Raw genomic sequence first — 15556 nt, 5'->3', positions numbered from 1 at the left:
TTTCCTTGTCATTCGATTGGTGTGGGGATTCTGGTAGTGTCGGAGCGGGGAAGGAATTCCCATTCTTTAATGAATATGTGCTGGAAGCTGTTGGCGATATCTGAACATATGCAGTTGTGTAATTAATAGATGTCGCACGCATGATTGGGTAGTTGTTGCTCAGGAGGACGACTTATCTCTAATACGAAAGTTTTAATACCGTAAATAAGAAAATCGACGGGCTGAAAATTTCTTAATGCATAATTGCATTTAGTGCGCATACATTTTAAGCGAGCCATTTTTATCCATGCGCTTTTGTCTTTGTCGTCCATTTGTGGGATGGAGGTGATCGTCTGTTCCAGCGCCGTGAAGAGTCCTTCTTGCCTGGAAATGAGATCATCGTAAGTTCGAGGCATGTGTGAATGGCTGTTCTCACGTACAACGTATTTGTATAGTGGCTTTTGAATATATCCGCATTTTGATATAAAGCTGATAGGAAGCAAGAGCTGCCAATTCTGCCCTTCACGATATTCGTATATGTGCATGGTGGGAATGGCTTTGTGTAATATATCAGTCCTGGCGATATAGGCTGCGGGGGTGAAGACGCAGTTCCTTTCATATATTAAATCCGAAAAGAAAGGATCGTCGGATGTGGACGGCTCAACACGTTGTTGGGTGGAGCAGGTGGTTGTGGGATCTTTGTCGTTAACAATCAAGCCTTGGCAGACTGCGAAGCCGCAATCCGGGTGTCTCTCCAGAAAGTTGATTTTCTCAGCTACCGCATCCGGCATGAGAATATCGTCCGCATCCATCCACATGACATAAGGTGTGGTGAGCTTTTGCAGTCCCAGATTGATAGCGGCAGCTTGACCTTTATTGGGCTGGGAAAGATAGAGAATTTGGTATCCCCTTTTTTTGAATAATGGTTGATACGAGTCCAATATCTCTTTAGTTCCGTCTGTGGATCCGTCATTGACGAAAATAAGTTTGATATCGGGATAGGTCTGAGCCAAAAGCGAATCAAGAAACCTTGAAATATATTCTTCTCCGTTGTAGCAAGGGACTATGAGAGATATTGCTTTGGTCATTTCTGTCTCCTTAATCTTTTGATGATGTTTGATGTCATCTGTATGCAATATCGCATCTCTTCAGTTTTTCTATATCTCATGTACAACAGCGCAATGGGCAGAAGCGTGGTAATCGGAAGCATCGTTCCGAACTGAATGTATGCGTTACCAAATGGGATGTTGTGTGAAACGATTGAAAGGATGGCTGCGCAAAGGACCACCTCCACTAGATGACATCCATACTCGGCCAAATATGGCATACAGCTCCGGTGGAACATGTATTTGTATACGATGTAGGGTCTTGATATGCTTGCCACCAGACCGCTGACAACTATGCCTAAATACACTCCGGGCAAGCCCAAGAAATATGCCGCTATAACCCCTATGGTTATGTTCAGTATCGCTTGGCATACGGGGACCCACTTGTCCGGTTCAAATATTCCAGCGGCATCTTTCACGTTGGTGAGGCCTACACGCATGCCTGTAAAATAATAGTTGAGACACAGCAAAGCGATTGTGGCATCATCGATCAGCATGTTGGGCCCTAACCATATGATTATGAATGGTTTCATTAGGACGAATAGACAAATAGAGCTCCAGCCGAAGAAGCAAAAACAGAGGAAATCATATCTCTTTGTGATTTCCATTTGTTTTTCTCTTGATTCCGTCGCTATTAGATTGCCAAAGCCTGCAGTAGCGCTGTTGAAAAACGATGCAATGAATGTGTTCACGAGATTGATTATCATCGTGAAATTTGAGACTAATCCTACAACTTTTGTGCTTATAAATATGGAAGTGATAATATTTGATGTTTGATAGACAGATACTCCTCCAATTTTATGAAATATTAATGCTTTGATCTTGGTGAAAATGATTGAACGTTCTTCTTTTGATAGTTTCGAACTATTTTTTTTGCGAAGATATGGATATTGTCGATTTGTGAACCAGTTCAAATATAGCTTTCCCACCAACTGTAGAACAGCATTGATGATTAGATAGCCGATAAAATTTCGATAAATCAATAAATAGATGATTTGTATGATTGTGATTGATAGTTTTATTACGAGATTAATGTTCGTGACTAGATAGTTTCTCTGATCAGCATTTAGTATCGTGGTTTTATAACTAATGAGATAGGAAGTTATGGAATCAAAGAGAAAGATACAGTAAATCAGTTCGATATTTTCAATTTCGTCAACTCCATTCACTACGTATCCAAGAAATGGTATCAGTGAAACACCGAGGACGGCAACGATCAACGCGATGATTCTATAAGCAATACGGTAGAAGTTGATTAATGCTTGAATCTTTCTTATGTCACTCTCTGCCAACGGCTTGTACAAGCTGAAACTAATCGCTGCGCCGACTCCCAGCTCTGTGAGTGACAACATCCCAAGAATATTGGTGAACAGTCCATTGATGCCAAGATATGACGCGCCAAGCGTATAGATAAAAACTGTTCTGGATATAAAACTAATCAACGAGTTCGACAAATTGCCGATTGTTGCCCAGAAAAAATTTTTCAAGGCATATTGCGTACGGTTTTTTTGTTTCATGAATGATTGTCTTCCAGAAAAGCTCATAATAGTTTGAATTAATTAGCAAAACATATTCAAATCTGACAGGTTTTGCGACACAGCATCGGAATATGCCAAGATATGGCCGATAGATTGTAAAGACACATGCGTCAGACCGGAGAAGGTTTCTTCATGGATTAGGCCTTTCTACTGAGACAACGGCTAGCCCGATATTGTCAGTCGCCATCATTCAATTTCCATAGCTTTATCGAGCCAGGCTTGCGACTCAGCACGGTGACGTTCGAGCAGCCGGTCGACCTTGTCGTAGTCGATCACGGGGGCGAGACCGTCGTCCATCACGACAGCGTTGAGATCGAATAGACGAAACAAGGTCTCCATGCGCGAGTTCATACTACCCTTCATGCCATCTCGATTGAATACAGTAAATTGCTTATGGAACAGAATCGAGAAACAGCAAGCGTGATAGGAATCAGTGAACACATACTCCGACTTGGAGAAGAGCTCAACAAAATCCTGCGGGCCTGACACATATGTCTCCGGATCACGCAAATCAAGCATGCGGCGCACCCTGCAGTTATGAGCAGTCGCGTATTCCTGAATAGTGCGCTCCTGCGCCGCACTTGGTTTCCCTATAAAGTAGGTGAGCACGTATCGGTCATCACCTGAGACAAAGTTTTCTGTAATCTTAAGCCACTCTTTTGAGGTAATCATGAGTGTAGGATCTAGCACAACAGCCGCATTCAAGTCTGCAACTTCTTTAATCAATTCTCGAGCGCGATCCTCGCGAACTGAAATCGCTTTTAAGCGAGGGAGATATTCCCGAAATACAGGACCCACGCTACCGTCAATCCTAGATACACCTATACTGGCGGCATAACTGATGGTAGGCACATCAGAAGAAGCAAAAGATCCTAGACGAAGGGATAAGTCTTCTTTGGAAAGCCATTCATAATTCCATACCTGATCAGAGCCTATAACTACCGTCTTCAGTTGATTATTGCCTCGAACCTTTAGACCTTTATAAGCAGTCAAAGAAAAGATGTTGTTAGAAGCATATCTGGTTGTAAACTGCTTTGCCTTGCTGATGCGTTTCCAATAGAGTTTATGATTTTGTGAAATACTCGCCTTAATCATCCTGAGGACTGTAGAAAAAGGACGAATATAGTATTTAAAGATACTATATCGGTATATATCTAAATGAATCGTTGTGCATGTATCCTTCCCACCCAGTAACTGCACAAGAGCATAGTTCTGTAGTCTGTTACCATAGTTGTCGATATCGTTGATAGTTAGTATTGCAATTTTCTCGTGCACGATGATTACCGTAAGCCTTTCAGTAAGATATATTGAAATGTGCACAACATCTCAATTTGAAAATCTAATTAGACGATCTGATTTCTTTTGCGATTTTCATAATTACGTTGTTGTCAATTCTTTCATCAAATTTTCTCGCAAAAAGCATAGCAGAATTGCGTAATGTCTCTAAGTCACAAGCTCTGAAGACATAAGGATTTCCTCTCTCCCAATCGATAATACGCATAATTGATGCATAGTCATCGTCTGGTTCTGGACGAAAAATATTTTTTCGGAGCGGAGAATTCAGAAGCATAGTCTGTAAGAACATTTCATCTGCACAATATGAATTGGTAAACATTTTTTGATAGTATGACCAATTTGTGATTACATAGTCTACAAAATTTCGAGTAATACTGAACCACTGCGCGCCTTTACCAAGTGTTTTTGTGCATGACTGAAGCCTATCGACGTGTATACTCTTTTGAATATTACTTAGAGCGAAATCGACATAACTGCAGTGCCTTCCGAGTTGATTTTGGAAAGGGTGCCAGATCGCGATTCTATCACGTGTACTAGTGCTTATAGAATCACCTATCTCCGTAAAATGAACAAATTCTTTTCCGTTATGCTCTTCAAAGAAACGATCAATATAATCTATCTTATGCAATGGTAAATCCATGCCAGACAATAGATGATAATAATCACAATTGCTCTTGCGAGATTCTTTTAGTAAAAGCATCTCGCAAAAAATCTGTCTATCTCCACCCCACGAGATGTTCATGCGAGGAAGAAACCTCAAAGACGCATGTTCGGTCAATCCTTCAAACATTTGTTGATTAAAACTTTTCGATCCATTATCCACATGTAAGAAAATAGAACAACGTTCGTCATCAAGAAGAGATATAAGCGTCTTTAGTTGATTCCAGTTGTTGTGAGCCATAATCAAAAAAGCATGTTTCATATCTCATCCTTTTTTATGTAAAGCATTTAGGCTGCTATACAAGTGGCTATGAGTGTAGATATTTTGTTTGCCTGCAGATTTTTCAAAGAAGTTATCTCGCTCTTTCGACATATAAACAATCATTCCAATAACAATGAATGTTAAGCCCCATTTGTAATTACTGTTTAAAGAATGAGAGGTTAAAAAATTAGCAAATTCAAATAGGATAATAAATGTGATATAGATGTTATCTGCTGTTAAGTTCCAAAAACTGTTTATAAAAAGAAATAAGATTATCGGACCCATTTCAAGAGCAATTTGTATTAAGTCCATCTCTAAACTGAAACCGAGTACGATATCGGTTGAGCCATATCCAAATGCTCTATAATCAGAATTGATTAGCGTATCCAAAAAAACATTGCGTCCCATGGTGAAATGCTGTTGAGTGTCATGAAAAATATTAAAAAAGATTTCTTCCGTTTGAGGAAGTAACAGCCAGTAGTATATATAGGTGACAAGTAAGAAAAATAGTTTCAATACTTGACGATTCCAAGTTGGAAGCTTTTTATCCAGATTCAGAAAAAAGGGTAAAATGAAAAAAAGAATTGCGAAAATGATTGCCAATCGTTTAAAAGTAGCTATAACATAGAGGACACTTAATATTGTCAGAAGACGGTTCTTTCTGTAATAACAATAGAAAAAACATAAAGTAATCGACATTCCAGCAAAGTAACTAGACTCAAATGGCGATGAAGAATTTGCATAATCAGCGTTGACAATCATATCGATTGAAACATGTTTGAAGCCAAGTTCGCATAGATAGCCAATCACTGAAGAAATGAATATTATTACCATGCAATTTTGAAGCTCTTTAAAAGAAAGCGTATTCAACACCCCATAAGCCATTATGGCTGGTAATAAAATCTTGAGAAGATTATCAACAGTGAGGGAGGTAAACTGTCCTGTCTGAAGAATTTGAAGGCATGAAACAAACGTGATTCCTATTATGAGCAGAATAATCTGCTTCGTCTCTTTCCAGAAATAATTGTGATGTCGATAAAAGAACATATGTATTATCGAGAATCCAATAGTGGTCAACATGGTGAAATATTTCATTCTCACCAATAAATTGTCCGAACTAACTCCTTGCGCTATCAGAAGACCATCTGTCATGCTTAGCAGTATGTATGTGGCACAGAAGAAGAAACAAGTTAACTGTCGTGTTATGTCAAACTCGACTAGAAAGCCTCGTTTCGCGACTTTTTTGGGAAAAAACTTATTTGTTGTTGAATTCATCTTTATTACAGCATTTCATTAGGCGAGTGCTACGAGAAAAAAAGATACCTAAATCATATAAACCTATGTCAATAAGAAACAGTTTCAAAGCATATTTTTGAGGCAATTGTTGAAAAAGATTATATTTCGTGGCTTGGCGTAATTGCTTAGATAGCCTTCGGGCAGTTTTTTTAGTATTGGGATCTGTTTTTTTATCTGGCAACACACAATAGGCATCGATAAGTAATTTGGTTCGATAAATTGAATAAGTTGGAATCTTTGGTAGAGATTCGTATAAAACATCAAGTTGCTGGACAACATATTCATCATCAAGAGAAAACTGGAGTTTTCTCATTGAGGAAACCCCATCCTCCTCCCGATATCGATATATCTGCCGGTTGAGATATGCGACAGAATCAATTGATGCAAGCAATTCATTGACAAATAATGCATCTTCTCCGAATATGAGGTTTGGCCTGAATCGCAGACCTTTCTCCTTCAAGATTGATGTCTTAAGAAGAAATGCCCATACGTAATTGCCGATAGCCCCTCGATGAACATGTTCCATGGCGCGTTCGGAACCAGAGAAATCATCTATAGGAAACGATGCAAGGACTTCTTTTGTTCTAGGTAGCGGACCATAACTGTTAAATGGCTGAAAATCGAAGTGAAGAACATCAGCTGGTTTTTTTTGCAATGCTTGAATTTCTAATTCTAAAGCATCGCCGATGAGTTCGTCATCTGCATCAACGAACTGTAGATATTTACCAGAGGCATGATCTATACCGATATTTCTAGCAATTGAGACACCTGCATTTTCTTGATGAATAACATGTATGCGATGATCAATTGAAGCCATTTCATAAGATAAGGCCAACGTATTATCGCTCGAGCCGTCATCAACAATGATAATTTCGATATTATCGTAAGTTTGTGCAGTAAGACTCGTGATGCATGAACGTAAATATTTCGCTGCATTAAAAGCAGGAATAATCAAAGATACAAGAGGCTTTGTCATAACGTCGCCTTTGGACAGGTTTCTTCGACAAGATATGGGCAAGAATCAAAGGACGAACACATGAGAGGACTGAGTGCCATATGCGGTGTATGCGCTGTTAAGGGATAGTTCATTAGAAGCCCTTTTCGTCATGGGAATGATCAGCAAGCAACTCGTCATAGATGGACAGCAGACGTTTAATATGCGAATCCAAAGAAAAAAAATCATAGGCCTTCGTATGAGCATTGTTGCTGAATTGTTGCCAAAGTTCTTTGTCCGTGCATAGCTTAAGCAACCTTTGTTTCAAAGCTTCTACATCACCTGGTCGGACAAGGAAACCATTTACGCCATCGTCCACAGCTTCGGGAATCGCCGCGATGTTAGTGGAGATATTGGGAATCCCATAGCCCATACTTTCAAGGATTGTCATGGGCAAACCCTCATTGTATGAAGGCAATACGTTCACTAGTGTATTGGCAAACACTTGTTCACGATTGTCCGGAGTGACCCATCCTCCATATGAGGCACGTCCTTCCAAGCCGAATTCAGAGATTTTCTCAATCGGACGATAATCCTGGTCGTCTCCGTATAAACGAAGATTCATAGTTGGAATCTCATCTTTGATGGCGGCGAATGCTTGTAACAAGTCGTCCACACCTTTTCGTTTGATTAGTGCACCATAGAACAGTATGTCCGTTGCGGATGCACATGCCATATTCGATGACTCGACATGTACGGCATTGCGAAGGACCTTTATCTTCTGCGTTTGTCCTTGCATAACCTCGCTGATGAAGGGTCTCCATTTTGTGCCGAGAATTAGCATACGATCGGCGGAACAGAAGATATAGCGGATCAGTTTTCGTACTAAAGGCCACTGGTTTTTGTACCATGTCTCGATTTCCGCACCGTGCATGTGAATAATAGTTTTTGAACCAAGAGTGTTGGCAAGAAGTACAACGAACCCTTCACGGAACACACTGCCTCGCTCTGACATATGCACGTGTACGATATCGATATCGTGCTTGCGGATGGTGAAGGCAATGCGCGCGAAACCGAGCAGCATCTTCTTGATTTTCCCCCATGCGCCAGCTCTCGTTGCAGTGGCAATATATTCCAGATGAGTCGAGTCACAAAAGTCTGACGCCTTTTGATAATTCTGCACAACAGTCAGCATGCCACCGACAGTATTCTCATCGACCCCTACCATAAGAACCCGCATGACTATCGTTCCTTCTGATTAGAGGATGTTAAGAATTTTTCAATTACATCAATAGCTTTGCCCTGTTGAGAAACATATCGTTCGAAGGAATGTGTTTCAGCTACGTAGAGCAACGACGGCAGACTATTGACATCTATGCACTTCAGTATGTAATTCTTTGCGGCAAAGGCATCAGCGATTTCAATTTGATGATTGTCGACATGCTCTCGGAATTGTTCTAAACGAGGAACGACGACAACTGGTTTGTTGGCTTTAAGTCCTTTGACGATAGTCCCAACACCGCCATGCGTGACAAGAACATCACAGTCGTCGATATACGTATCGAACTTTTCTGGAGAAAAAAATTTGTGGGATTCTATTAATCGAGGGAGATAACTGCTATATCCTGTCTGCATAACAACCTCGTCCTGTATTTTTCCATCACGGACAAAGTCATCAATGGACTGAATGAGACGGTTGAACTGGAATTTTTGAGTTCCAACAGAAACGAAAATCACCCATACTCCCTAGAAAATCGGTCCAACGTATACAGATTTGGGATATATAGGAAGAAGTTCACGCCATTGCACTAGGAAAAGATCAGCAAATGGGTACACAAGTTTCCCTGTCAGTGATTTATCTTTCACGCGCGCAAAAGATTCAATGTAAATAATTTTGCATCCGCATAGCTTTCCAATGAGACAGAATGGAAACGCAACCAAGGCACCTGTCGAAATGATAACATCTGGACACTCTTGCGTGAGCATTTTATATGCAGTTGCAACTAGTTGAAAGAAATGTTTAATGAACCCTTTCTCATGCCGATTAATCTGTGGAACGGTGTAAATTCTACGAGTTTGGCTATCTATTGCTTGTTCACATGTCTCAGTGACAAAGAAGGCATCATTTTTCTTTGCAATCCCACTTAAACAGCATAATTCTTCCCAATGTCCCCCAGATGAGGAAACAAAACATATCTTCATCTGGCGCTCCATCCGTTTACGTATAAGAAACGAGAAATAGGCAGAGGAGAAAAAAATCCGACATAACGGCCGTTATCGGTCAATATCAAGCTGTCCACAACTCACCCTTCCTTGGCCATGCAATCCCAGTCTTTCCAATAAACTACAGGTAACTATAGTCATTAGGGGGGTACGTTGTCGACATACCCTCGTCGATGATTCAAAAGTCTTCACATGCCGCACGGCAACCGCAGCCAATTTAACGAATTGGCGTTATTCCTGGTGTTTCATCACATCCCAGGTGATTCCCCTCGTCCGATAACGGCCGCTATGTATTCGTAATACCGTTCGGCATGTCTTCTATGGAACGCTGATGAAGATTGCGTTTATTGGTCACAAGCGCATCCCTTCCCGCGAAGGCGGCATCGAAGTCGTGGCGGAGGAGTTGTCTACTCGCATGGCCGCGCGAGGCGAACAAGTAGTCGTATACAACCGTAGGGGGCACAATGTTGCCGGCGCCCAATACGACAATTCAGCCAATCGGGATGACACGCCTTATGTATATAAAGGAGTGAAGGTCATACCTGTCACCACCATTGATGTCAGGGGGCTGGCCGCGCTGACCTCATCGTTCTTTGCCACCCTGAAAGCGATCAAAGCCCGCCCTGACGTGATTCACTATCACGCCGAAGGTCCTTGCGTGCCGTTGCGATTGGCTCATTGGGCGGGCATCCGCACCGTGGCCACAATTCATGGTCTTGACTGGCAACGCGCCAAGTGGGGCAGGTTCGCATCCGCGTACCTGAAGTTGGGAGAGCGGATCGCCGCGAAGTACGCGAACGAGATCATCGTGCTGAGCCGCAACGTGCAGCGGTATTTCAAGGATACGTATGGTCGTGATGTGCGGTTCATTCCTAACGGAATCGAGCGTCATCAGCCGGTGCCGGCTAAGGAGATCTCCGAACGCTATGACTTGGGCAAAGACGACTACGTGCTGTTCCTAGGCCGCATCGTTCCGGAAAAAGGCGTGCACTATCTGATCGAGGCCTTCAAACGACTCGACACCGACAAGAAGCTGGTCATCGCCGGAGGGTCTTCGGACTCTGCTGACTACTACGAGCAGATCAAAGCCGCCGTTGCAGAAGACCCGCGTATTATTCTCACCGGCTTCGTCGAAGGTCGAACCTTGGAAGAGCTGTACAGCAATGCGTACCTCTATGTATTGCCCAGCGATCTCGAAGGCATGCCGATGAGTCTGCTGGAGGCCATGAGCTACGGCAACGCATGCCTCACCTCGGACATCCCCGAATGCGCCGAAGTAGTGGGTGACCATGCGGTTACGTTCCATCACAGCGATGTCGATGACTTGCGAGACCGGTTGGGTGTCCTGCTTGCGGATTCTACCCGCATAAACGAGCTCAAGAACGAAGCCTCAGACTACATCACCGACAAATATGAATGGGATAAGGTCACTGGTCAAACCCTTGATCTCTACGAAGGGAAAACGAATGCGCCTTTCCTGCAGGTTTGCGAGAGCGGATGGAGAGCATATGAATATGTGTGAGCTGGTTTCTGCTGATTTTCACCGTTATTCAACAGATGTTTCTTTTGTGGCTCATGCAAAGACACGTTATGCCGAGCAAGGTTTTCGTTATATGGAGTTATTCAGGAAGGCGAAAGCATCTCGAGGAGTGTTGTATTACTGGCGTCGTTGGCGTCTATTCCAGTTTTCAAAGAAAACAGGAATACAGATAGGATTTGATGCCACTATTGGCGCTGGTTTATATCTTGGACATCGTGGCGTTGTGCTCGTCAATGGCAAGGCTAGGCTCGGCAGCAATGTCAACATTAACCCGGGTGCTGTCATAGGTCAGGAGAATAGAGGGAAACGTGTTGGAGCCCCTCAGATAGGTAATCGCGTATGGATTGGTTCCAACGCGGTGATTGTCGGTAACGTGCGCGTCGGCAACGACGTTCTTATATCGCCTAACGCCTATGTCAATTTTGATGTCCCAGACCATAGTGTGGTTATTGGCAATCCAGCGCGAATCATCCACCGGGACAACGCAACCGATATGTATTGCCACAATCTCGTTCCTAATCTGGAACCAGATGAGGATTTTTCGGTAACGGTAGATTTTCTCTCTAACGGGATGAGTGTCTGATGAAAATCCTGTTGGTCAACAAATACTTTTACCGTAAAGGTGGAGCCGAGACCTATTTCTTCGATTTGGCCGAAGGATTGCGGGCGCTTGGTCATGAAGTCGCGTTCTTCTCCATGCAGCATCCGAACAATGAGGATAGCTATTGGAGCAAGTACTTTGTTTCTGAAAAAGATTACGTGGGCAAGATTTCTGCGTTCCGACAGGCTAAGGAAGCCGCGACACTTATTTATTCCTTTGAGGCCAAACGGAAGTTTGAAGCACTGTTGGAAGAATTCAAACCGGACGTGATTCATCTGAACAACGTACACCGTCAGCTGACTTTGTCGATTCTGGATGCCCCATATCTGAAACGACACCACGTGCCTGTGGTCTACACCGCGCACGATTACATCCTGCTCTGCCCCGCCTACACGATGGTGAACGGGCATGGCAAAGTGTGCGACCTGTGCCTGAATCGTCGGTTCAAGCACGCATTGGATAATACCTGCGTCAAAGGCTCCAAGGCGAAAAGCGCTCTGGCCATGATGGAGGCCGAATTCCTTAAATGGCATAAGAGTTACGACAAGATCGATTTGATCATCGCTCCCTCCGAGTTCATGAAACGCAAACTCGAGGAAGGCGGGTATGCCGGTCGCGTTGTTGCCATGCAGAACTTCCTGACCACCAGTCAGATGGAAATGGCTCAGAAGGTGGTCAATACTCACAAATTTGAGGACGAGGCTGCCGGACAACACCCCTACTTCCTGTTCTTCGGTCGTTTAAGCAAGGAAAAAGGCATCCTTACGCTCGTGCAGGCCTTCCTCAAAGCCGCAGGATTGCGCTCCGCGTCTTCGTCACCCCGAGCGGAGCAAAGCGAAGTCGAAGGATCTCATCCCGTGCTCCCTTCCAACTGGAATCTGCACATCGTCGGCGACGGCCCTGAACGCCAAGCCGTCGAACGGATGATCAACTCCGCTGGAGCCGAAGCCCAATCTCGTATCAAACTCCTGGGTTACAAAACCGGCAAGGACCTCCAACGAGAGGTCGGCAACGCCCGATTCTCCGTACTTTGTTCCGAATGGCGCGAGAATATGCCTTATTCCGGCCTTGAATCGTTGGCAGCTCAAACACCAGTAATCGGCGCAAACATCGGGGGCCTCACCGAACTCATTAAAGAAGGAGAAAACGGTTTGGGTTTCCTGCCTCAAAATATAGTAAGCCTTGCAAATGCTCTTCTCTCGGCTGTGAATATCAAGAAAGACAATTATGCCCAGATGCAACAACGAAGTGCAGCGTATATAAATCGGCGGTGCAAGCAAGACGGGTACGTCAGTTCGTTAGAAAAAAGGTACCAAAGCGTTTTAGTGAGAGAAAGCGAATGAAGGAATGACGAAGAATCACAATAGGGTTAGTCGTCTAGCCCATCGGTTATGCGAAGAACTTTATGCAACACAAGAAGTTGCCACAGAAACCTCTTGGTATGAAGCACTAGAAACCCTCCGTGCCAAGATGGATATTCAAATTATGGCGCACAATGGTGTGGTAGAGACCTCTTCCAAGCGCAAGCGCTTGATTCGCAAACATGAGATAATGCTTGATTATCTCGAAAAGAAATATGGGGTTTTTTATCGTAATTATGACTATGATGCTTCGTTATCATTACGTAATCCAAATTTGGAGGGAAGAGTCTGGTCGTGCTGGTGGCAAGGCATTGAGAACGCTCCTGACATTGTGAAATGTTGTGTGGAATCAATTCAGCGCAATGCTGGCAAGCATAAAGTAACAGTTATAACTGAAAAAAATCTGAGCCAGTATGTGCAGTTCCCAAACTGGGTAAATGAAAAAAAACGCAAGGGGATTATGTCTCTGACGCACTATTCTGATTTATTACGAATGAGTCTGCTTGCACAGTATGGAGGACTTTGGTTAGACGCAACATTTCTATGCACAGAAAAAATTGAAGATGCATTGTTCTCGATGCCGCTTTTTACAATCAAACGCCCGGACTATTTGCATTGCTCTGTAGCGCAAGGGTATTATGCCAACTACTCACTGGGTTGCAATATAGATAATCGATGGATTTTTCGCACACTTCGAGATTTTTATTTACATTACTGGTCTCAAAATGATTACTTGGTTGACTATTTGCTAACGGATTATCTCATTGCGCTCATGCAAAAACATAATAAGCGTATTGCTGATGCTTTTGCTGAGGTAGAACCAAATAACCCTCGATGCGATGATTTATGCAAATTGCTCGGAGAGCCATACGAAGGAAAGAAATGGACTGAACTTTCCGAAAATACAGGATTGTTCAAGTTGACATGGAAGCAATCATTTCCTATAGAAAAAAAGGGAAAGCAAACATATTATGGAAAGATTCTACAAGAATACTATCCGTAATAGAGCGTACCAATCGACTGTCTATCGATAGAGGAGTCAAGATTGAAACTTGAGAACAAGACTATACATTACTGCTGGTTCGGAGGTAAAGAACTCAGCAAAACAGCCCTTAAGAGTATTGCTAGCTGGGAAAAATATGCACCTGAATATAAAATTCAGCGATGGGACGAAAGTAATTTCAATTACGAAGATTGTGTATTTTCAAAGAAAGCATATCAGTCGCAAAAATGGGCGTTTGTATCTGATTATGCACGTTTTGCCATACTGCATCAGTACGGAGGAATATATCTAGATGTGGGATCAGAGTTGATACAGCCTTTGGCTGCTGTGGAGAATGATGTGCCATTCAGCTCTTTTGAATTTTTCTCAAATACAGTGAATTCTGGATTGGTACTCGCGGCTAACCCATATGACGCATTGATAAAAGAAACAATGGATGTGTATCAAAAACTGGATTTTGTAGACAGCTCTAATTTTCTTGCAGTGCATACTGTAAACACGATTTTTACTTTTGTGTTGTCAAAGCATGGACTTGTCCCTAAAAACAAAAAACAGAAAATTGGAGATTGGATTATCTTTGACTCACAAGTTTTTAATCCTTTCTTTGGTTTTTTCGGATATCATCTTAAAAAAGATACAATTGCTATTCACCATTACTCATCTTCATGGTGTACTGCTGTGGAAAAAAAGAAATCAAATATTTTTAAAAAAATAACTCCTTTTTTGGGATGGAAAATTGCAAATATTGTTTCGTCAATGATTGCTGAATTACAAGTCAATGGCATGACAAAAGGTTTTCAGCATATTAAAGAAAAAGTAAAAGGAATTTTAAGAAGGGAACGGGGAAATGCCTCAGAAAACTTCTGGATATGATTCTCTCGCTTTTGTCATCCTAAACTACTGCTCCGAGAAAGATACGAAAAAATGTGTTTCACAGCTCCTATCTTTTGGCAAAGATTATCATATTATCGTTGTTGACAATATGTCTCCTGACGACTCCTATATCAATTTGTTGAATCATTTTTCAGAAAGTGAACAAGTTGATGTGATTCAGTCAAGTTCGAATGACGGTTATGCAACTGGAAACAATTTTGGGATTCATTTTGCGAAAGGAAAATATGGAATAAGAACTATAGGAATCATGAATCCAGACGTATTCATTCCAAATGTCGGAGTGATTGATGACTTGGTTGCATTGCTTTGGTCTGACGAGGAATGTATCTACGTTGGGGGACGACCCATTAATTCTGCCGACCCCAAAACTTCTATGCCAGCTTTTTGGAACATACCAGATTCAATCGGAGTGGTAAGAAATACAAGTTTATTAACAAAATGGACTGATGCGCAGCACCAGTCTCATTGTTTACGTATTTCTGATGATGTCTATAAGGTCGAATGTGTGACTGGATGTTTTTTTCTGGCAAAATATAAGCTTCTGAGTGAAATCAACTTTTTTGATGAAGGCACCTTTCTTTACAACGAAGAAAATATTCTTGCTCTGCGTGCGCAAAAAGCGGGTTATTATGGGCTGGTTAACAATGAGGTGAGTTACTATCATAATCATTCCAGCGTGGAAGAGAAGCAATCATTAAGTAGCAAACTAAATGCGACGAAACCTTTTTTTCTCTCTCGGAAATATTTGATTAATACATATTATTCAAAGCTTCTCCTTCCTTTTCTCTATATAAGTGAAGGAATTAATAAGGCTGTTCTTTTTTTCTCTTTTTTAAAAAACCGGTAGAACCAATTTTAATAAA

15 protein-coding genes are annotated in these 15556 nt (G+C 42.2%); 6 read left to right on the top strand and 9 right to left on the bottom strand.

What is annotated here, in order from left to right; translation table 11 throughout:
• Positions 1-122 precede the first annotated feature (122 nt).
• The 9 genes from BE0216_RS09710 to pssD form a co-directional block, all read right to left on the bottom strand.
• Positions 123-1067 carry a glycosyltransferase family A protein gene (locus BE0216_RS09710; RefSeq protein ID WP_094636494.1) on the bottom strand — a complete coding sequence of 315 codons (945 nt, stop codon included), beginning with the start codon at positions 1065-1067 and terminating at the stop codon, positions 123-125.
• Positions 1064-2602 carry a lipopolysaccharide biosynthesis protein gene (locus BE0216_RS09705; RefSeq protein ID WP_094636493.1) on the bottom strand — a complete coding sequence of 513 codons (1539 nt, stop codon included), beginning with the start codon at positions 2600-2602 and terminating at the stop codon, positions 1064-1066. Before BE0216_RS09705 ends, BE0216_RS09710 begins: the two co-directional genes overlap by 4 nt.
• Before the next feature lie 207 nt (positions 2603-2809).
• Positions 2810-3898 (bottom strand): polysaccharide pyruvyl transferase family protein, encoded by a 1089-nt coding sequence (locus BE0216_RS09700; protein WP_158217188.1) that lies wholly within the window; start codon positions 3896-3898, stop codon positions 2810-2812.
• Positions 3899-3962: 64 nt separating this feature from the next.
• Positions 3963-4841, bottom strand: a complete 879-nt coding sequence (locus BE0216_RS09695) for a beta-1,6-N-acetylglucosaminyltransferase (RefSeq protein WP_094636491.1) — start codon at positions 4839-4841, stop codon at positions 3963-3965.
• A 3-nt stretch (positions 4842-4844) separates the two neighbouring features.
• A complete protein-coding gene (locus tag BE0216_RS09690) occupies positions 4845-5921 on the bottom strand; it encodes a hypothetical protein (protein WP_143249281.1) in 1077 nt (358 codons plus the stop codon).
• A gap of 175 nt (positions 5922-6096) precedes the next feature.
• Positions 6097-7113, bottom strand: coding sequence for a glycosyltransferase family 2 protein (locus BE0216_RS09685; protein ID WP_094636489.1), 1017 nt, complete (start codon positions 7111-7113; stop codon positions 6097-6099).
• Between the two features lie 112 nt (positions 7114-7225).
• Entirely contained in the window at positions 7226-8311 is a 1086-nt protein-coding gene (locus BE0216_RS09680) for a glycosyltransferase family 4 protein (RefSeq protein WP_094636488.1), read from the bottom strand.
• 2 nt (positions 8312-8313) lie between these two features.
• The gene (pssE, locus tag BE0216_RS09675; RefSeq protein ID WP_094636487.1) at positions 8314-8808 is read right to left on the bottom strand and encodes a PssE/Cps14G family polysaccharide biosynthesis glycosyltransferase; all 495 of its coding nucleotides are present in this window, start codon (positions 8806-8808) and stop codon (positions 8314-8316) included.
• A gap of 9 nt (positions 8809-8817) precedes the next feature.
• Positions 8818-9273 carry a PssD/Cps14F family polysaccharide biosynthesis glycosyltransferase gene (gene pssD / locus BE0216_RS09670; protein WP_094636486.1) on the bottom strand — a complete coding sequence of 152 codons (456 nt, stop codon included), beginning with the start codon at positions 9271-9273 and terminating at the stop codon, positions 8818-8820.
• A 352-nt stretch (positions 9274-9625) separates the two neighbouring features.
• Between pssD and BE0216_RS09665 the strand changes: the two genes are divergently transcribed.
• The 6 genes from BE0216_RS09665 to BE0216_RS09640 are packed head-to-tail and all read left to right on the top strand — an operon-like array spanning position 9626 to position 15540.
• Entirely contained in the window at positions 9626-10816 is a 1191-nt protein-coding gene (locus tag BE0216_RS09665) for a glycosyltransferase family 4 protein (RefSeq protein WP_094636485.1), read from the top strand.
• Positions 10803-11417 carry a serine acetyltransferase gene (locus BE0216_RS09660; RefSeq protein WP_094636484.1) on the top strand — a complete coding sequence of 205 codons (615 nt, stop codon included), beginning with the start codon at positions 10803-10805 and terminating at the stop codon, positions 11415-11417. Before BE0216_RS09665 ends, BE0216_RS09660 begins: the two co-directional genes overlap by 14 nt.
• Positions 11417-12778: a glycosyltransferase gene (locus BE0216_RS09655; protein ID WP_094636483.1), complete on the top strand. Its 1362-nt coding sequence runs from the start codon at positions 11417-11419 to the stop codon at positions 12776-12778. Before BE0216_RS09660 ends, BE0216_RS09655 begins: the two co-directional genes overlap by 1 nt.
• Positions 12779-12782: 4 nt before the next feature.
• Complete coding sequence (locus BE0216_RS09650; RefSeq protein WP_094636482.1) at positions 12783-13799, top strand: capsular polysaccharide synthesis protein; 1017 nt, start codon at positions 12783-12785, stop codon at positions 13797-13799.
• Positions 13800-13811: 12 nt separating this feature from the next.
• Positions 13812-14672 (top strand): glycosyltransferase family 32 protein, encoded by an 861-nt coding sequence (locus BE0216_RS09645; RefSeq protein ID WP_094636481.1) that lies wholly within the window; start codon positions 13812-13814, stop codon positions 14670-14672.
• Entirely contained in the window at positions 14647-15540 is an 894-nt protein-coding gene (locus BE0216_RS09640; protein WP_094636480.1) for a glycosyltransferase, read from the top strand. Before BE0216_RS09645 ends, BE0216_RS09640 begins: the two co-directional genes overlap by 26 nt.
• Positions 15541-15556 lie beyond the last annotated feature (16 nt).

Source organism: Bifidobacterium eulemuris (genome assembly GCF_014898155.1).
In the GTDB taxonomy this organism is placed as follows: Bacteria; Actinomycetota; Actinomycetes; order Actinomycetales; family Bifidobacteriaceae; genus Bifidobacterium; species Bifidobacterium eulemuris.
This window is presented reverse-complemented; position numbering and strand designations above follow the sequence as displayed.